The sequence below is a fragment of the Streptomyces cyaneofuscatus genome, assembly GCF_000718135.1.
In the GTDB taxonomy this organism is placed as follows: domain Bacteria; phylum Actinomycetota; class Actinomycetes; order Streptomycetales; family Streptomycetaceae; genus Streptomyces; species Streptomyces cyaneofuscatus.
The window spans coordinates 148,998-166,087 of sequence record NZ_JOEM01000017.1 but is presented as its reverse complement, the minus strand read 5'-3'; the positions used below and the strand labels follow the sequence as shown (position 1 = coordinate 166,087).

Below are 17,090 nucleotides of genomic sequence, written 5' to 3'. Positions count from 1 at the left end.
ACGGTCCAGCGTCAGGTCATCGGCGAAATGCCGGTCACCGGTCGCGTCGGGCACGTACTTCACACAGACAACGATCCTCAAGCTCACGCCGGCTCTCCTACTGCATCGTCATTTCCGGGCTGCCTTGCTGCACGCAGCATAGGCGCCTTACAGGGCCGTTTCCGGTCGGGCCGACCGGGCTCCCGGCCGATATTACTCGCCAGTACACCCAGTCTCTTACCCCTGAGCAAGCGCTCCGCACTGTGACCTTGCCAACGGAGGAAACGTCCCTGCGAGCGTCCGCCTGCCCGCCCTCAGTCTCGCAGAGCCGTGAACCGCCCCTGGTGGTAGACCAGCGGCCGCCCGGCCCCCGACGGGTCGCCGGCCACGGCCTCGGCGATCACGATGCGGTGGTCGCCCGCCGGGACACGGGTCACGACCCGGCAGACCAGCCAGGCGGAGACGCCGGCGAGCAGCGGGACGCCCTCGGGGCCGCTGCTCCAGTCGGTGGACGGGCCGAAACGGTCGGCGCCGCTGCGGGCGAAGGTGGCGGCCAGCTCCTGCTGGTGCTCGCCGAGTATGTGGACGCCGACGTACTCCGCCTCGGCCAGCACCGGCCAGCTGGAGGAGGACGTCCCGATGCCGAAGGAGACCAGCGGGGGCTCGGCCGCGACGGAATTGAGCGAGGTGGCGGTGAATCCGACCGGCCGCTCCCCGGCGGCGGTGATCACCGCGACGCCCGCGGCATGGCGGCGGAAGACGGAGCGCAGGAGCTCGGGCGATGCCGTGAGGGAGGGGGCGAGTTCGGGTGAGGCCGTCATGGAGGTGTCCTTCTGCGGGAGAGGCGTAGGGGGCCGTGGTTGCTCAGGCACCCGGACAGCGCGCACTCGCGTGGCGTACGAGGTCCACGTGGACCCGGCCGTAGAGAAGGAGTTCTGGCGGCATAGCGTCAGACTGACGATGCGTGGTGGGTGCAGTCAAGGGCGTTCCGCCATGTGGGAGATGCGTCACGGTCCGTCATATGGCCCGTCCCAGCGCCGCGACGACATCGGCGGTGCGGGGTTGGCCCGACGCACGGCGGACCACCTGGCCCGCGCCGTCGAGCACGAGCACGGTGGGCGTCTTTGTGATGTCGAGCTGCCGCACGAGCGTGAGATGCGCCTCGGCGTCGATCTCGATGTGCGCGACCCCGTCGACCATGGCGGCCACGTCGGCGAGCGTGCGGCGGGTGGCCCGGCACGGCTGGCAGAAGGCGGTGGAGAACTGGACGAGTGTCGCCCGTTCCCCCAGTTCCGCGCCGAGTTGGGCCGCGTCGAGCCGCTGCCCGGGTGTTCCGCCGTCCACTGTCGCCTCCTGATCAGAGCTCTTCGCAAGGAGTCAGCACCGGCCGGCCGCTGGACATTCCCGCAGCTTGGAGGCGGCGCGCACGTGACGAGAATCTCGCGGCCGGGGCCCACCGGGACTGGCCACGGGACCGCGCATGGGGCACCATCGCCACAATGCCGAAAACCTACGGCTGCGTAACTTCCGCCGGGAGAACCCTCCCCAGGCGCTGAAGAAGGGTCTTCTCCAGATGGCAGAACTCGTCTATCGACCGGTCGTCGGCGCCGCTCGCACTCTGTTCAAGGCGCTCGACCTGAAGATCGACACTCAGGGTTCGGAGCACATCCCGAAGACCGGTGGCGCGGTGCTGGTCAGCAACCACATCAGCTACCTCGACTTCATCTTCACCGGCCTCGGCGCCCTGCCGCAGAAGCGGCTCGTCCGCTTCATGGCGAAGGAATCGGTCTTCCGGCACAAGGTCTCCGGCCCGCTGATGCGCGGGATGAAGCACATTCCGGTCGACCGGGACCAGGGTGAGCACGCGTACGCTCACGCGCTGGAGTCGCTGCGCTCCGGCGAGATCGTCGGCGTCTTCCCCGAGGCCACCATCTCGCAGTCGTTCACGCTGAAGAGCTTCAAGTCGGGTGCCGCGCGTCTCGCCCAGGAGGCCGGGGTCCCGCTGATCCCGATGGCGCTGTGGGGCACGCAGCGGATCTGGACCAAGGGGCGGCCGCGTAACTTCAAGCGCAGCCACATCCCGATCACCATCCGCGTCGGCGAGCCCATGGAGGCGCCCGCCGACCAGTACGCGGGTGCGATCACCCGGCGGCTGCGGGAGCGCGTGCAGGAGCTGCTGGAGGCCGCCCAGCGGGCTTACCCGGTGCGCCCGAAGGACGCGAGTGACACGTGGTGGGTCCCGGCCCACCTCGGCGGTACGGCCCCGACCCCGGCCCAGGTACGCGAGCTCGGCTGACCGACTCCCCCTCCAAGCACCCCTGAGCACCCCTGAGCCCTCCGGCGCGCACCGCCGGGGGGCTCAGAGCTGGGTGGGGAGGTTCCGCCAGAGCTCGGCGCGGTCCCGGGCGTTCCGCAGCGCGTGGAGGACCTCGGTGGGCGGCGTGGCGTGGAGCGCCGGATAGTCGACCTCGCCGATCTCCTCGCGGACCGCCCAGGCCAGCCGCTCGGCCCCGAGGGAGAACTGCGCGTCGACGCCCGGTTTGTTGCCCCGGGGATCCACCCGGGCCCAGCGGTCATGGCCGGGGAGCCGCAGCGCCACCAGTCCGTGCACGACCGGGTTCATCCCGTCGTCGTCGGTGAGCCGCTGGTAGCAGAGCCCGGCCGGGATGGCGCGGGCCCGGAGCAGGGCGGTGAGCGCGATGGACTTGGCGTAGCAGATGCCGTTGCGGGTGGCGAGGACGTCGGAGGCGCGCCAGGTGACGCGCGAATCGCCCGAGTCCGCAGAGTGCGGAATGGTGTCGCGTACGTACGCGAAGGCGGTACGGGCGTATGTGTATGCGTCGTCGCCCTCACGCGTCAGGGCAGCCACGGTCTCCCTCACGACGGGGTGCTCATGGTCGACGGCCTCGTCGGCTGCCAGATAGGCGGCGATGTCCTGGTGCTCCTGGATCAGTTCCATGGTGCCGGAGCGTACGAAGCGGCCGACCGGAAATCAATTGATTTCCGGTCGGCCGCATACTCATGCATGGCGCAGGGGTCTACTACCGCGCCATTTCTTCCTTCAGCGCCTGGAGGAAGGCGTCGACGTCGTCCTCGCGGGTGTCGAACGCGCACATCCAGCGGACGTCACCGGCGGTCTCGTCCCAGAAGTAGAAGCGGAAGCGCTTCTGCAGCCGCTCGCTGACGGCGTGCGGCAGCCGGGCGAAGACGGCGTTGGCCTGGACCGGGTAGAGGATCTCCACGCCGTCGATGGCGCGGACGCCCTCGGCGAGCCGCTGGGCCATGGTGTTGGCGTGCCGGGCGTTGCGCAGCCACAGGTCCTTGGCGAGCAGCGCCTCCAGCTGGACGGAGACGAAGCGCATCTTGGAGGCGAGCTGCATGGAGAGCTTGCGCAGGTGCTTCATCGCCCGGACCGCGTCGGGGTTGAGCACGACGACGGCCTCGCCGAATAGGGCGCCGTTCTTCGTGCCGCCGAAGGAGAGGACGTCGACGCCGACCGTGTTGGTGAACGTCCGCATCGGGACGTCCAGGGAGGCGGCCGCGTTGGCTATCCGGGCCCCGTCGAGGTGCACCTTCATGCCGCGCTCGTGGGCGTGGTCGCAGATGGCGCGGATCTCGTCGGGGGTGTAGACGGTGCCCAGCTCGGTGTTCTGGGTGATCGAGACGACCTGCGGCATGGCCCGGTGCTCGTCGTCCCAGCCGTACGCCTGCCGGTCGATGAGCTCGGGGGTGAGCTTGCCGTCCGGCGTGGGTACGGTGAGGAGCTTGAGGCCGCCCATCCGCTCGGGCGCGCCGCCCTCGTCCACGTTGATGTGCGCGGACTCGGCGCAGATCACCGCGCCCCAGCGGTCGGTGAGCGCCTGGAGCGCCACCACGTTGGCTCCCGTGCCGTTGAAGACCGGGAAGGCCTCGGCGGTGGGGCCGAAGTGGCTGTGCATGACGCGCTGGAGGTGGCCGGTGTAGTCGTCCTCGCCGTAGGCGACCTGGTGGCCGCCGTTGGCGAGGGCGATGGCCGCGAGAACCTCGGGGTGCGCGCCCGCGTAGTTGTCACTGGCGAACCCGCGCACCTGCGGGTCGTGGTGGCGTCGCGCGTCGGTCCTCACGTTTGCGGGGTCAGCCACAGGCGCTTTCCGTTCACTTCGGGGGCGGGCTTGTCCCAGACGCCGGCGATGGCCTCGGCCAGCTCCTTGACGTCGGTGAAGCCCGCGAACTTCGCATTCGGGCGCTCGGCGCGCATGGCGTCGTTCACCAGTGCCTTGACCACCAGGATCGCAGCCGCCGCCGCGGGCCCGTCCTCGCCCCCCGCCTTGCGGAAGGCGTCCCCGAGCGCCAGGGTCCACGCCTCGGCCGCGGCCTTGGAGGCGGAGTAGGCGGCGTTGCCCGCGGTGGGCTTGCCGGCGCCGGCGGCGCTGATCAGGAGGTAGCGGCCCTTGTCGCTGCGCTGGAGGGGTTCCTGGAAGGCCAGCGAAGTGGACTGGACGGTGCGGATCAGCAGCTTCTCCAGGGTGTCCCAGTCCGCGAGGCTGGTCTCCTGGAAGCTGGGGCTGCCGCGCCAGCCGCCGACGAGGTGGACCAGGCCGTCGATCCGGCCGAACTCGGCCTCGGTCCGCTTGGCCCAGTCCCGGGCGGCGTCGAGGTCGAACAGGTCGACGGTCTCCCCGGTGACGGTCGCGCCGCCGTGCGCGTAGCGGGCGGCGTCCACCGCCTCGGCGAGCCGCTCCGGGTTGGCGTCGCAGCCGACGACGGTCGCACCGGCCTCCGCGAGCCGCAGCAGCGTCGCGCGGCCCGCGGGCCCCGCCGCTCCGGCGACCGCGATCACAGCACCTTCGAGCACGCCCGTCCCCTCGCCCTTACCGATTCCGTTCATGGCCACCGTCTCCTCGGGAGATGCGTTCACGCGGCTGCCTGCTCGGCGCTCGCGGCGGTAATTCCCTTGGCGGAGGCAATCACGTGCTTCAGCTTCTTGGCGAGCGCCTCATAGAACATGCTCAGGGGAAACTCGTCCGGAAGCACGTCGTCGACGAGCTTGCGAGGGGGCTGAGTGAGGTCCAGGGCGTCGGGACCCTTGGCCCAGGTGGATCCGGGGTGCGGAGCGAGGTACTCGGAGACCAGGTCGTAGGCGGCGAACCAGTGCACCAGCTTGGGGCGGTCGATGCCGTCGCGGTAGAGCTTCTCGATCTCGGCGCAGAGCTGGTTGGTGACCTGCGGGGCACGCTCCCAGTCGATCTTCAGCGTGTTGTCGGTCCAGCGGACGACATCGTGCTTGTGGAGGTAGGCGAAGAGCAGCTGGCCGCCGAGACCGTCGTAGTTGCGGACGCGGTCGCCGGTGACCGGGAAGCGGAACATCCGGTCGAAGAGGACGGCGTACTGGACGTCGCGGCCGTGCGTGTTGCCCTCGGCCTCCAGCTTCACGGCCTCCTTGAAGGCGGTGAGGTCGCAGCGCAGCTCCTCCAGGCCGTACATCCAGAACGGCTGGCGCTGCTTGATCATGAACGGGTCGAACGGCAGGTCGCCGTGGCTGTGGGTGCGGTCGTGGACCATGTCCCACAGGACGAAGGCCTGCTCGCACCGGGTCTGGTCGCCGATCATCTCCCGGATGTCCTCGGGCAGCTCCAGGCCGAGCAGCTCGACGGAGGCCTCGGTGACGCGGCGGAAGCGGGCGGCCTCGCGGTCGCAGAAGATGCCGCCCCAGCTGAAGCGCTCGGGGGCCTCCCGCACGGCGATGGTCTCGGGGAAGAGGACCGCGGAGTTGGTGTCGTAACCGGCGGTGAAGTCCTCGAAGGTGATCCCGCAGAAGAGCGGGTTGTCGTAGCGGGTGGCTTCGAGGTCGGCGAGCCACTCGGGCCAGACCATCTTCAGCACGACGGCTTCGAAGTTGCGGTCCGGGTTGCCGTTCTGCGTGTACATGGGGAAGACGACCAGGTGCTGGAGGCCGTCGACCCGGTTCCGCGCGGGCTGGAAGGCGAGCAGCGCGTCCAGGAAGTCGGGTACGCGGAAGCCGTCGGCGGCCCAGCGGCGCAGGTCGGTGACGAGCGCGCGGTGGTAGGCGGCGTCGTGCGGCAGCAGCGGGGAGAGCTCCTCCACCGCGCCGATCACGCGCTCGACGACGCGCTCGACGGTCGCCGGAGAGGGGGCGCCCTCGGCCTCGAAGTCGATGGAGCCGTCCTTGGACTGCCAGGGGCGGATCTCCTCGACGGCATCCCTGAGCGCGGGCCACGCCGGGTGCTCGACCACCCGCGGGGCAGTAGCTATCGCGCCTTCGGCGGCACCGTGCACAAGAATTTCCGTCATAACACTTCCTCCACGGGAGAACCTCGCGTGGAGCCACCGTAGCCGCGCAGGGTTGCTTCACACAAGTGAAGCCCTGAAAATTATCCTGCCGACCCCCTATGGTCACCGCTGTTTTTCCTGTCGTATGCCGGGTAGGCGCGCAGTTACGTCACTCCTTGCGCCGTCCGGCCCACCGGGCCCGCACGGCGGCAGACATCCGCGGCCCCGGCCGTTACCCTCACCGGTGCCGTCATGCCGGATCCGCGTCCGTATCTCCCTGCGGGCAGGAGCAGTTGGCGGGCAGCCGCCGACGGGAACGAGGTCGCCTTGTCCTTTCTCACCCTGGGTCATCGTGGAGTGATGGGCGTCGAGCCCGAGAACACCCTGCGCTCCTTCGTCCGCGCGGAGGAGGCGGGGATGGACGCCATCGAGCTGGATCTCCACCTCAGCAAGGACGGCGCGCTCGCCGTGATGCACGACGCCGATGTGGACCGTACGACCGACGGCACCGGGCCGATCGCCGGCAAGACCCTGGCGGAGCTGCGTGAGCTCGACGCCGGGAAGGGCGAGCGGATCCCGGTCTTCGAGGAGGTCCTGGACGCGGTGAAGGCCCCGCTCCAGGCCGAGATCAAGGACGTGGCGGCGGCCCGGGCGCTGGCGGAGGTGATCCTGGCCCGCGATCTGGTGGGGCGGGTGGAGGTCTCCTCGTTCCACGACGAGGCCGTCATCGAGATCGCCCGGCTGGTGCCGGGGGTACGGACGGTCCTGATCGCCAGCCGCTGGAGCGGGGACATCGTGGAGCGGGCCAAGGCGGCGGGCGCGCCGACGCTGGCGCTGAACATCCGCCGGCTCACGCTGGAGGTGGTGGAGCAGGCGCACGCCAAGAGCGTGAAGGTGCTCGGCTGGGTGGTGAACACCCAGGACCACCTGAGGCTGGCCCGGGCCCTGAACCTGGACGGGGCGACCACCGACTTCCCCGAGATCCGCCGCACGGGCCGCTTCACCGCCTGAAGCCGCGTGGTGTGCGCCCAGGGCCGGGGCGGGCCGGCGAAGGAGAACGCCCACGTGTGGTGGCAGTACGCCGCCGGAGCGGGACCGTCCGGGCCGTGGACAGGCACCCCACCCCGCTCGGCGGCTGGGAGTCACACCGGAACTCAGGCGGCGGTTGCGACGCCGATGCCGATGGCGATGAACAGCCAGCCGGTGGCCAGCTCCCAGCGGTGCTGGATCTTCGGACGGGCCAGTAGAGCACGAAGCCGCGAGGCGACGGCGACTACAGCGAACCAGTAGGGGATCCCGATCAGGACGTCCAGAATGCCGAGGAAGAAGATCTGCCCCGTCATCGAGCCGGCGTCATTGACGAACTGCGGCAGGATGCTGAGGAAGAACAGCGCCGCCTTGGGATTGAGCACATTGGTGAGAAACCCCTGGGCGAAGCCGGAGCGCCACCGCGCACCCGCGGACTGCGGCTCTCCCAGCGGCAGGCTGTCGTCCTTCGTCTCCCGCACGGCGACACGCTCCCGGGCGGCCCGCCGGGCTGTGAGCACAGCCCGGACCCCGAGATAGATCAGGTAGAAGGCACCCAGGAGTTTGACGGTGTCGTAGACCACCGGGGAGCGGGCGGCGATCACGGCCAGCCCGATGGCGGCGGCGAGCATGTGCACGCACAGTCCTGCCTGGGCACCCAGCCCCGCCGCCCGCCCCTCGGCCGGATGCTCGATCGCCGACCGGAACACCACCAGGAAGTCCGGGCCGGGGACTACGTAGGCGACTAACACCACCCCGAGGAAGCCCATGAGGTCGACCGACATCCGCTCTCCGTTCATACACCCCCGGCGTTCGAGCCGGGGGGCGCGCGCTTCTTCGGACAGGTTTCGGTCAGGCCGCGAGGGCTCGGGAACTGACCACGGTGGCAACGGCTTCGTCGAGTATCGCGAGGCCCCGCTCCAGCTCCCCGTCCGTCACCGTGAGCGGTGGCAGGAGTTTGACCACTTCGTCCCGGGGACCCGCCGTCTCCAGCAGCAGCCCCGCCCGGTAGGCGGCGTCGCACACCGCACGGGCCGCGGCCGGGCGTTCGAGCGGCAGCCCCCAGGCCAGGCCACGTCCCCGCGGGGTGGGGAGCCCGTGGCGGTCGGCGGTCCCGGTGAGCGAGCGGCGCACCCGTTCGCCCAGCGTGACGGTCCTGGACTGGAGCGCGTGGTCGGACCAGAAGACTTCCAGCGCCCGGGCGGCGGTGACGAACGCCGGGTTGTAGCCCCGGAAGGTGCCGTTGTGCTCGCCGGGCTGCCATACGTCGTACTCGGGGCGCATCAGGGTGAGGGCCATGGGCATCCCGTACCCGCTGATCGACTTGGACAGCCAGATGATGTCGGGCGTGATCCCGGATGATTCGAAGGAGAAGAACGGACCTGTGCGCCCGCAGCCCATCTGGATGTCGTCGACCACGAGCAGGGTGCCGTGGACGCGGGTCCAGGAGGCGAGGGCCTTCAGCCAGGCCGGACGGGCCGGGTTGATCCCGCCTTCGCCCTGCACGGTCTCCACCACGACGGCGGCGAGCGGCCCGTCGGCGGAGGCTTCCTCCAGGGATCGGAGGAGCCGGATGACGGCACGCTCGTCGTCGTCGGCGAGGTGGTCGAAGGGCATCGGCACGGCATGGGGCAGCGGGACGCCCGCCGCGGCTCGCTTCGCCGGGTTGGCTGTGACGACGAGCGCGCCCAGTGTCATCCCGTGGAAGCCGCGTTCGAAGTAGCCGACCTTGTGCCGCCCTGTGACCTTACGGGCGAGCTTGAGCGCTGCCTCGATCGCGTTGGTGCCACCGGGCCCGGGGAATTGGACACGGTGGTCCAGGCCGCGCGGGGCGAGCACCAGGCCACGCAGGTGTTCCAGGAAGACGCCCTTGGCGGCTGTGTGCATGTCCAGCCCGTGCGTGATCCCGTCGTCGGCGAGGTACTCCAGGAGGGCCGGCTTCAGCTCGGGCGGGTTGTGACCGTAGTTGAGGGCGCCGGCGCCCGCGAAGAAGTCGAGGTAGGTACGGCCGGTCTCGTCGCGCAGCTCGGAGCCGCGGGCGACGGTGAAGACGGTGGGCCAGGCCCGGCTGTAGCTGCGGACCTCGGATTCCATGTCGGTGAAGACGCTCATGGTTCGTCCTGTCCAGGGTGGGGGTGGATGGGTCGGCGTGTCGGCGGGTGGGAGGGGTCAGCCGGACACGGCGTGCTGACCGCGCTGGTAGAGGACGAGCGCCCGCGCGGCAGGGTCCTCCCGCGTCCACAGGGCGCGGCCGATCAGCAGGGTGTGGTCGAGCGCGGTGGGGGCCTGGTCGAGTCGGCAGACCACGGCGGCGGCCGTGCCCTCCAGCACCGGGCAGCCTTCCTCGATACGGAAGTCGACGCCTTGGAAGCGTTCGGGGCCGGGCAGCCGGGCGAAACGGCCCATCAACTCCCGCTGGCGCCAGCTCAGGATGTTGACGGCGAAGGCCCCGTGGTCGCGGGCATGGGCCACGGTGCGGCCCGCGCTGGCGAGGGAGACGAGGAGCGAGGGCGGTTCGGTGGAGAGCGAGAGCACCGCGTTGGCGGTGCAGCCCACCGGGCCGTCGGGGCCCGCGGTGGTGATGACGGCGACGCCGGTGGCCAGATGGGCCATGGCGGAGCAGAACTCGTCCCGGCCGGGCAGCCGGGCGGGGGTGTCGGTGGTCGCGGTCGCGGTCACGGTCACGTCAACGGGTTCCTTCCGTGAGGGGTGTGCGGCGGGCGTCGACGGCGCCGGCAGGGCCGGGACGGTCGGCGGGCGGAACGGCGGGCCGGTCGGTGTCCACGGCGGCGAGCACGGCGGCGCGGTCGGTCTTGCCGTTGGGGTTGAGGGGCAGTTCGGGCAGGTGCAGCAGGGTGCGCGGCACCATGTATCCGGGCAGCCGCTGCTGCAGGGTCCTGAGCAGAGGCCCGGGGTCGAGGGCGTCGCCGGTGTAGGCGGCCTGGAGGACGGGGGTCGGCCGGTCGGTGCGGGCCACCACGACGGCGTCGGTGACGCCGGGGCAGGAGCGCAGTGCCTCCTCGACCTCTCCCAGCTCGACCCGGTAGCCATTGATCTTGGTCTGGCTGTCCAGACGCCCCAGATGGACCAGGTCCTCGCCGCGACGCTCGACACGGTCTCCGGTGCGGTACCAAGCGGAACCGGTCAGCGTTCCGCCCTGGTAGGCGGAGAGCCGGGTGGCGGGTTCGCCGGTGACGAAGCGGCCCGAGTCGTCGGCCGGGTCGAGGTACCCGGGGAACCGCTGAGGGCCGCGCACAAGGAGTTCACCCCGGTCGGCGGCGTGCCCCGTCGTGCCGCAGGGGATTTCCACTCCGGCCTACATCTACGACCTGGCACACGTCGTCGACGGGTTCACCGCCCTGTTCAGCAACGGCTCCCAGGACCCCTTCGCCGGCTCGGTCTGCAACACCCTGGCGGGCCTGTACCCGGAGGCGGAGATCCTGCTCATCGGCCTGAGCGAGCCCGAGGCGCAGATCCACGCGGTGAACGAGAGCGTGCGTAGGTAGGCGTCGGTGTCGGCGTGGCGGATGACCAATCCCTTGGGACGCCCGGTGGACCCGGAGGTGAAGAGGATGTACGCGGTGCTCGCGTGCTGCGGTTCGCCGCCAACTCCGCCCGTCGCGGACGCCCAAGGCCCTCGCTGGTCACCGGCGCGTTCGCCACCCTGGCCCGCGCCACCGCAGACCGGGCCCGCCCGCGCCCCGCCCCGTACGCCGACCGCTGGGTCGCCGTGGCCGGTGCCGTATGGGAGTGGGCGCTCGCCCGGCGCCCCGGACACCAGCGCCCCAGGAGGACTCCGTGCCCCATCCACCGCACCCACGCCAGCGGCCGCGCCTCGCGCTGGTCCGCGGCCTCGCCCCGCGTTTCGCTCTCATCATCACCGACAAGCGCCTCGATCCGGCAGAGCACATCTCGTGCACGGACGACACCGTCGATGTCCACTACCCCGAGACCCACATACGCTGCCGCCTGCGGCGACTGATGAGCGACCGCCTGCTGTGCTCGCTGCGCGTCACCCACATCGCCCCTGATGGATCGGTGCAAATGCCCCATCACATGGACCTGATCCTGGTGGGCGCCCCAGGCACTCCCGCTCAGCGCGAAACCCTTGTCCAGCACTTCCATGCCTACCATTGCGCCGCAGCCGCCTCACGTATCCGGGCCGCCACCCGGGGCCCGCGCCAGGAACGCAGTCCTCGGCCGTACTGCGACCACACCATCCCAGCTGCGGCCTGAGGGAAGCCCGTCCTGAAGCGTGTCTCTTGGTGGGCCGATCGGGTGCGTCCGTCCGGTGGGTGATCACTGGTGCGATGGGGGACCGGATCGAGCGGCTGGTGGCTCGAACCATTTGGGACCGCCCCGGATCCGCGAGGGATGGGGTCTCCCCTGCTCGAGCGAGGCCGAGAGCTTGGGGTAGCGCCAGGCGTCGCGGACCCGGTCAAGATCCTCCGGACACCCCCTGGCGGTCCTCGATGTTCTTGACCAGGAGTTCAAAGGCCAGGTCGTCGCGTTGCGGGATGCCGAAGCGCTCGTCGCCGTACGGGAACGGCGTGAACTGTCCCGTGCGCCGGTAGCCGCGCCGCTCGTACCAGGCGATCAGGTCCTCGCGCGCCGAGATCACCGTCATGTGCATCTCGGCCACGCCCCAGCTCTCCCGGGCCGTGCGCTCCGCCTCGGCGATGATCACCTTGCCCAGGCCACCGCCCTGGGCGCCGGGGCGGACCGCGAACATCCCGAAGTACGCCGCGTCGCCACGGTGTTCGAGCTGGCAGCAGGCGATCAGCCCGCCGTCGCGCTCGACCGCCAGCAGCCGGCCCGCCGGAGCGTTGATGACCGCGCGCACGCCCTCCTCGTCGGTCCGCTGCCCCTCCAGGAGATCGGCCTCGGTGGTCCAGCCGGTGCGGCTGGAGTCGCCGCGGTAGGCGGACTCGATGAGGGCCACCAGCGCAGGCGTGTCCGCGTCGGTCGCGTCGCGGAAGGTCAGGCGGGCCGAGCCGGGGGGCGTGGCGGTGTCCATGGTGGAAGGCTCCGTTCTCTGCTGCTCTCTGCGTGTGCTCTGCTGCTCTCTGCGTGCCGCGCACACGTCCGGGTCGAGAGTAACGCGACCCGGAGCGCCCCTTCCGGACCCCGGCGCACCCCCTTCACGCCCCCGCGCGCCGGGTTCGGCGGCCCGGGCCTGGGCATCGACTACAGCGGTGCCGTACGCCGCTGTACGCCACCGCACCGGCCGTACGTCCGAGGAGGAGGTTCGCCGTGCACGGAGGGGCCCTGGCCGGCTGGCTGCTGCTGGCGTTGTGCGCGGTGAGCGGTGCCTACTGCCTGCTGCGCACCCGCACCGGCACCCCTCAGGAGCGCAGCACCGCGCGCGGCGAGGCGCTGATGGGTTTCGGCATGGCGGCGATGGCCGTACCGGCCGCGGTGCTGACGCTCCCGGAGTGGGCCTGGGCGGTGTACGGAGCCGTGTTCGGCGCCGCCGCTCTGCGGGCGCTCCGGTCGGCGCGGCGCGGCGCCCACCATCTGCACCATCTGGTCGGCTCGCTGGCGATGGTCTACATGGCGGTGACGATGGCGCCGGGGGCGGCGGGCGCGGGCGGGCACGCCGGGCACGGAGCGGCGGCGGGAGGCGCCGGGGGCGTCCCGGTGCTGACAGGGGTGCTGCTCCTCTACTACGCGCTGTACGTGCTGCGCTCCGCCGGGCACCTCATACCGGCGGGGACGGGCGTCGCGAGCTTCGCGGGCGGCAGCACGGAGGGCGTCGTACGGGGCGGTGGGGGCGGCCTCGGGGGTGGCGTCTCGGGCGTCGCGGCGGGCGGGGGGACCGAGCTGACGATGGCCTGCCGACTGACCATGGGCATCGCCATGTTCGCCATGCTTCTCACTCTGTGAGACAGATCGCGAGACAGAGGCCCTCCAAACCGTGGTCTGCGTCACTTGCCGGGCGCAGCCATACCCCCGGATCGTCCGCCCCTCATAGGCTGGCGCCATGCTGGTCTCCCTCGCGCTGCTGCTGCTCGGTGCACTGACCGCTCTGGTGACCCCGCGCCTGATGGCCCGGGCCCGGTGGCCGGAGCGCGAACCGGTGGTGGCGCTGTGGGTGTGGCAGTGCGTGGTGGCCGGGGTGCTCGTGTCGTTCGCGCTCTCCATGACGTTCAGCGCGGCCGCCGCCTGGCAGGCGGTACGCGGCCATGTCTTCGCCCCCGCTCCGCACGCCGTGGTCGAGGCGTACGCCCTGGCCGCGTACGGGCCCTGGTCGGCGGTCATCGCGGTGCTGCTGGCGCTGGGCGGCCTGTGGAGCGGCGCCATGCTCCTGCGGGAGATCCGGCGCGCGCGGCGGCGCCGCAAGCAGCGCCGGGCGGAACTGCTGGTCCGCTCCCCGCTGCTGCCGGGCGAGGAGCCCGGCGCCGACCGCCTCGTGGTGCTGGAGGGCGAGCGCCCGGACGCCTGGTGGCTGCCCGGTTCGGCGCCCCAGCTGGTCATCACCACCGCTGCCCTGGGACGGCTGAAGGGCCGTCAGCTGGATGCCGTGCTCGCCCATGAGCAGGGCCACGCGCAGGCCCGGCACGACTGGCTGCTGCACTGCTCCTCGGCGCTGGCCATCGGCTTCCCGCAGGTCCCGGTGTTCGCCGCGTTCCGGGACGAGATGCACCGGCTCGTCGAGCTGGCGGCCGACGACGTGGCCTCACGCCGCTTCGGCCGGCTGACGACCGCGCTCGCCCTCGTCGGGCTGAACGAGGACCGTGGGGTCTTCGGTCCCTGCCCCACCCCGGACGCCCAAGTCCCGCTGCGCGTCAACCGGTTGCTGGCCCCGGTGGACCGGCTGACGGCGGGCCGCCGGCTGCGTCTGACGGCGGCGGCCGCACTGGTCCCGGTCGTCCCGCTCGTGGTGGCCTTCGTTCCGGGACTTCGCGCTCTGGGTTAGCCACCCGGCGGTGGTGTCCGCGAGGATCACCCCATGCACTCCCCTCACATCACCAGGACGGACGACCGCTTCCCCCGCCCCGCGGCCGCCCTGGCAGCGGGCACCGCGGTTCTCACGCTGTTCGTGGTGCTCCTCGCCCTGGTCGCGGCGCAGTGGTCGCCCCTGATGTCCCTGGACCGTACGGTCGCCGATTCCCTGCACCGGCACGCGGTGGCCGAGCCGGGACTGGTCCACGCCAACCGGGTGCTGACGGACTGGTTCTGGGACCCGTGGACGATGCGTGCGCTGGTCGCGGTGGCCGTGGTGGCCCTGTGGTGGCGCGGCGCGCGGCTGCTCGCCCTGTGGGTGGCCGCCGCCAGCCTGCTCGGCTCCCTCCTCTCGCAGGGGGTGAAGGCCGCCGTGGACCGCGAGCGCCCCCGCTGGCCGGACCCGGTGGACTCGGCCCACTTCTCGGCCTTCCCCTCCGGGCACGCCATGACGGCGGTGGTGAGCTGCGGGCTGCTCCTGTGGCTGCTGCGGCTGTACGGAGCGGGGCCGGCGCTGTGGGCCGGTGCGGTGGCCGTGGCGGTGGTCTCGGTGATCGGGGTGGCGGTGACCCGGGTGTACCTGGGGGTGCACTGGCTGACCGATGTGGTGGGCGGGACGCTGCTGGGGGTGGCGGTGGTGGCGTTCACCGTCGCCGGATACGCCCGGAGCGTGTCCCGCAGGGCGCCGGAGCCCGGAGTGTGACCGAAATCCCGCCCCGAACCCCCGTCGTGTGAGGGATATCCCGTCCCGCATGGGGTCGGATCATCGGATCGGGGCCGTAGCCTTGTATGCATGTCCCCGATGTCGTCGTCGTCCGTTTCCACGCGCTCCGCCACAGAGGTCAACGCGGACATCCGCGGCCTGTGGCAGCGCTCGGGCGGCTACCTGTCCCCGCAGGACGAGGCGGAGTACCAGCGTCTGCTCGTGGAGTGGGCCGCCGCGACCGGCGGCAACGCCCGTACCGCCGTCTGAGCCCGGGACCGGAGCCGCTCCCCCGGGAAACACACCTGACTCCGGCGATCCCCCGCGTCGCCGGATCCAGGCGCGGCATACAGCATGTCCCGGCCCGGCTCATCGGTCAATGAATAATCTGCGGCGCCCGCGGCCCCGCGCATCCCATCCACGCGCGGGGCCGGCGTGCGCCGGGCGGGAAGAACCGCCCGGCGCACGCCGGCGCTGTGAGTGCGGGACGAACCGGAGGACTCCTCCTGCCGACGGGTCAGCGGGCGAAGTAGTCCGGCTGCGTCTGCACGTTGAGCTCGTCCAGCTTGACCTTGGCCGCCGGGTCGGTGCGCTTGTCCGTCAGCTTCAGCACGTCGAAGCCCTTGGCGATGTCGCTGGAGTAGATGTGGCCGTTGTAGTAGTACGCCGACCAGGGGCCTGCCGTGGTGACCTGGTCGAGCGTCACCGGGCCGCGCTCGAAGAAGGCGATCTCCTTCGGCTTGGCCGAGTCGGTGAAGTCCCAGACGGAGATGCCGCCCTGGTACCAGGCCTGGACCATCAGGTCCTTGCCCTTCACCGGGATGATCGAGCCGTTGTGGGCGACGCAGACCTCGACGTCGGCCTGGTGGCGGTCGATCTTGAAGTAGCTGCGGAAGACCAGCTTGCGCTGGTCGCCCTTGCCCACGATGTCGTAGATGCCGTCGGCACCCCGCTTGGGGCCGATCTCCTCGTTGCAGGTCGCCGCGCCGCCGCCGCCGAGCTCGTCGGTGAAGACGACCTTGTTCGCGCCCTGGTTGAAGGTGGCCGAGTGCCAGAACGCGAAGTTCACGTTGTCCTGGACCCGGTCGATGACCTTCGGGCGCGCCGGGTCCTTGATGGACAACAGGATGCCGTCACCCATGCAGGCACCGGCGGCCAGGTCCTGGGAGGGCAGGACCGTGATGTCGTGGCAGCCCGACGTCTTGAAGACGCCCGGGTTCGTGGGCGCTCCCGGGTTGCCGCCGTCCGGGAAAAGCACCGGGAAGTCCACGATCTTGGCCTTCTGCGGCTTCTTGACCGGAACCTTGATGATGGAGATGCCGTCGTGCGGCGGCTGGCAGTCGGGGAACGTCTCGTTCGGCGAGTACGAGGAGACGTAGATGTAGATGTTCTTCTTGCCGTCCGGCACGAGGGTGTGGGTGTGCGAGCCGCAGGCGGTCTCGACAGCCGCGATGTACCGGGGGTTGCGCTTGTTGCTGATGTCGAAGATCTTCATGCCCTCCCAGGAGGACTTCTCCGTGGCGGGCTGGGTGGTGCTGGAGCAGGAGTCGTCGCTGCGCGAGGAGTCGGTGGACAGGAACAGCAGGTTCCCGGAGACCGAGATGTCGTTCTGCGCGCCCGGGCAGAGGACCTCGGAGACCGTCTTCGGCTTCTTCGGGTTGCTGATGTCGTAGATGACGAAGCCGTCGTAGTTGCCGACGTAGGCGTACTTGCCCTGGAACGCGAGGTCGGTGTTGGTGCCCTTCAGGGCGCCCTTCGGGACGCTCGTCAGGTGCTTGATGTTCGAGCTGTGGACGATCTCGTCCACGCCGGGTATGTCACCGCCGCGGATGGCGGCGCGGGCCTCGGCCTGCTGACTGGTGGTCACGGAGCCGCGGCCGACCGGGGCGTCGCCCGGGTCGGGCGTCGCCGCTGCGGGTGCGGCCGTCAGCAGCGCGGCGAAGAGCCCGGCCGCGGCTGCTGCCACGCCCAGACGTCTGCGCCGCACGCGGGTGGTGTGCAACGAGATCACTGCGTCCTCCCTTGTATCCGTTCGGGGTTCGAACGGTTCACGGACCCCGGCAGTATCGTCCCTCCCATGTACACATCAACAGATGGCAACAGAGACGTAATGAAGTTTTTGATCTTCGGGCCCGCGGAAGCGTGCTAGGAACGGTCTGCATCACAC

Annotated in this window: 20 protein-coding genes and 2 pseudogenes; 8 read left to right on the top strand and 14 right to left on the bottom strand. The window is 70.9% G+C overall.

Going from position 1 to position 17,090, the window contains the following annotated elements; translation table 11 throughout:
• The 3 genes and pseudogenes from IF17_RS1000000138720 to IF17_RS0126715 all read right to left on the bottom strand — a co-directional run.
• Window positions 1-87: pseudogene (locus IF17_RS1000000138720) on the bottom strand (electron transfer flavoprotein subunit beta); the annotation flags it as partial.
• A gap of 206 nt (window positions 88-293) precedes the next feature.
• The gene (locus IF17_RS0126720) at window positions 294-800 is read right to left on the bottom strand and encodes a flavin reductase family protein (protein WP_030570868.1); all 507 of its coding nucleotides are present in this window, start codon (window positions 798-800) and stop codon (window positions 294-296) included.
• A 196-nt stretch (window positions 801-996) separates the two neighbouring features.
• The gene (locus IF17_RS0126715) at window positions 997-1,323 is read right to left on the bottom strand and encodes a thioredoxin family protein (protein ID WP_018515860.1); all 327 of its coding nucleotides are present in this window, start codon (window positions 1,321-1,323) and stop codon (window positions 997-999) included.
• Between the two features lie 229 nt (window positions 1,324-1,552).
• Between IF17_RS0126715 and IF17_RS0126710 the strand changes: the two genes are divergently transcribed.
• The gene (locus IF17_RS0126710; protein ID WP_030570865.1) at window positions 1,553-2,275 is read left to right on the top strand and encodes a lysophospholipid acyltransferase family protein; all 723 of its coding nucleotides are present in this window, start codon (window positions 1,553-1,555) and stop codon (window positions 2,273-2,275) included.
• A gap of 63 nt (window positions 2,276-2,338) precedes the next feature.
• Here IF17_RS0126710 and IF17_RS0126705 read toward each other — a convergent pair whose 3' ends face one another.
• The 4 genes from IF17_RS0126705 to IF17_RS0126690 all read right to left on the bottom strand — a co-directional run bounded on the left by IF17_RS0126705 (window position 2,339) and on the right by IF17_RS0126690 (window position 6,270).
• The gene (locus IF17_RS0126705) at window positions 2,339-2,938 is read right to left on the bottom strand and encodes a transglutaminase-like domain-containing protein (RefSeq protein WP_030570861.1); all 600 of its coding nucleotides are present in this window, start codon (window positions 2,936-2,938) and stop codon (window positions 2,339-2,341) included.
• Between the two features lie 82 nt (window positions 2,939-3,020).
• Window positions 3,021-4,082, bottom strand: a complete 1,062-nt coding sequence (locus tag IF17_RS0126700; RefSeq protein ID WP_179115625.1) for a threonine aldolase family protein — start codon at window positions 4,080-4,082, stop codon at window positions 3,021-3,023.
• Window positions 4,079-4,846 (bottom strand): SDR family oxidoreductase, encoded by a 768-nt coding sequence (locus IF17_RS0126695; RefSeq protein ID WP_030570855.1) that lies wholly within the window; start codon window positions 4,844-4,846, stop codon window positions 4,079-4,081. The genes IF17_RS0126700 and IF17_RS0126695 overlap by 4 nt, the downstream gene beginning before the upstream one ends.
• A 26-nt stretch (window positions 4,847-4,872) precedes the next feature.
• Window positions 4,873-6,270, bottom strand: a complete 1,398-nt coding sequence (locus IF17_RS0126690) for a DUF6421 family protein (protein ID WP_030570852.1) — start codon at window positions 6,268-6,270, stop codon at window positions 4,873-4,875.
• 306 nt (window positions 6,271-6,576) lie between these two features.
• Between IF17_RS0126690 and IF17_RS0126685 the strand changes: the two genes are divergently transcribed.
• Window positions 6,577-7,260, top strand: a complete 684-nt coding sequence (locus tag IF17_RS0126685; protein ID WP_076969013.1) for a glycerophosphodiester phosphodiesterase — start codon at window positions 6,577-6,579, stop codon at window positions 7,258-7,260.
• Between the two features lie 143 nt (window positions 7,261-7,403).
• Here IF17_RS0126685 and IF17_RS0126680 read toward each other — a convergent pair whose 3' ends face one another.
• From IF17_RS0126680 to IF17_RS0126665, 4 genes are all read right to left on the bottom strand, one after another.
• The gene (locus tag IF17_RS0126680; RefSeq protein WP_030570846.1) at window positions 7,404-8,060 is read right to left on the bottom strand and encodes a LysE family translocator; all 657 of its coding nucleotides are present in this window, start codon (window positions 8,058-8,060) and stop codon (window positions 7,404-7,406) included.
• Between the two features lie 67 nt (window positions 8,061-8,127).
• Window positions 8,128-9,387 (bottom strand): aspartate aminotransferase family protein, encoded by a 1,260-nt coding sequence (locus IF17_RS0126675; RefSeq protein WP_030570843.1) that lies wholly within the window; start codon window positions 9,385-9,387, stop codon window positions 8,128-8,130.
• Between the two features lie 57 nt (window positions 9,388-9,444).
• On the bottom strand, window positions 9,445-9,960 hold the full coding sequence (locus IF17_RS0126670; RefSeq protein WP_030570842.1) for a flavin reductase family protein: 516 nt from the start codon (window positions 9,958-9,960) through the stop codon (window positions 9,445-9,447).
• A gap of 1 nt (window position 9,961) precedes the next feature.
• Entirely contained in the window at window positions 9,962-10,531 is a 570-nt protein-coding gene (locus IF17_RS0126665; protein ID WP_030570840.1) for an AMP-binding enzyme, read from the bottom strand.
• 34 nt (window positions 10,532-10,565) lie between these two features.
• On the opposite strand from IF17_RS0126665, the gene IF17_RS1000000139930 reads away from it, so the two are divergent.
• Window positions 10,566-10,781 (top strand): hypothetical protein, encoded by a 216-nt coding sequence (locus IF17_RS1000000139930; protein WP_030570837.1) that lies wholly within the window; start codon window positions 10,566-10,568, stop codon window positions 10,779-10,781.
• 38 nt (window positions 10,782-10,819) lie between these two features.
• Here IF17_RS1000000139930 and IF17_RS1000000139925 read toward each other — a convergent pair.
• Window positions 10,820-11,053 (bottom strand): annotated as a pseudogene (locus tag IF17_RS1000000139925) (hypothetical protein); the annotation flags it as partial.
• A gap of 20 nt (window positions 11,054-11,073) precedes the next feature.
• Here IF17_RS1000000139925 and IF17_RS1000000139050 point away from each other — a divergent pair.
• The gene (locus tag IF17_RS1000000139050; RefSeq protein WP_030570836.1) at window positions 11,074-11,511 is read left to right on the top strand and encodes a hypothetical protein; all 438 of its coding nucleotides are present in this window, start codon (window positions 11,074-11,076) and stop codon (window positions 11,509-11,511) included.
• A 202-nt stretch (window positions 11,512-11,713) separates the two neighbouring features.
• Here the strand turns inward: IF17_RS1000000139050 and IF17_RS0126650 are convergent, their stop codons facing one another.
• Entirely contained in the window at window positions 11,714-12,292 is a 579-nt protein-coding gene (locus IF17_RS0126650; protein ID WP_030570833.1) for a GNAT family N-acetyltransferase, read from the bottom strand.
• Window positions 12,293-12,528: 236 nt separating this feature from the next.
• Between IF17_RS0126650 and IF17_RS0126645 the strand changes: the two genes are divergently transcribed.
• The 4 genes from IF17_RS0126645 to IF17_RS1000000138710 all read left to right on the top strand — a co-directional run bounded on the left by IF17_RS0126645 (window position 12,529) and on the right by IF17_RS1000000138710 (window position 15,193).
• A complete protein-coding gene (locus IF17_RS0126645) occupies window positions 12,529-13,161 on the top strand; it encodes a DUF5134 domain-containing protein (RefSeq protein ID WP_030570830.1) in 633 nt (210 codons plus the stop codon).
• Between the two features lie 97 nt (window positions 13,162-13,258).
• A complete protein-coding gene (locus IF17_RS0126640; RefSeq protein ID WP_030570826.1) occupies window positions 13,259-14,194 on the top strand; it encodes a M56 family metallopeptidase in 936 nt (311 codons plus the stop codon).
• A 33-nt stretch (window positions 14,195-14,227) separates the two neighbouring features.
• Complete coding sequence (locus tag IF17_RS0126635) at window positions 14,228-14,923, top strand: phosphatase PAP2 family protein (protein ID WP_030570823.1); 696 nt, start codon at window positions 14,228-14,230, stop codon at window positions 14,921-14,923.
• A 90-nt stretch (window positions 14,924-15,013) separates the two neighbouring features.
• Window positions 15,014-15,193 carry a hypothetical protein gene (locus IF17_RS1000000138710; RefSeq protein ID WP_026242188.1) on the top strand — a complete coding sequence of 60 codons (180 nt, stop codon included), beginning with the start codon at window positions 15,014-15,016 and terminating at the stop codon, window positions 15,191-15,193.
• 247 nt (window positions 15,194-15,440) lie between these two features.
• Here IF17_RS1000000138710 and IF17_RS0126625 read toward each other — a convergent pair whose 3' ends face one another.
• Window positions 15,441-16,934 carry an LVIVD repeat-containing protein gene (locus tag IF17_RS0126625; RefSeq protein ID WP_030570820.1) on the bottom strand — a complete coding sequence of 498 codons (1,494 nt, stop codon included), beginning with the start codon at window positions 16,932-16,934 and terminating at the stop codon, window positions 15,441-15,443.
• Window positions 16,935-17,090 lie beyond the last annotated feature (156 nt).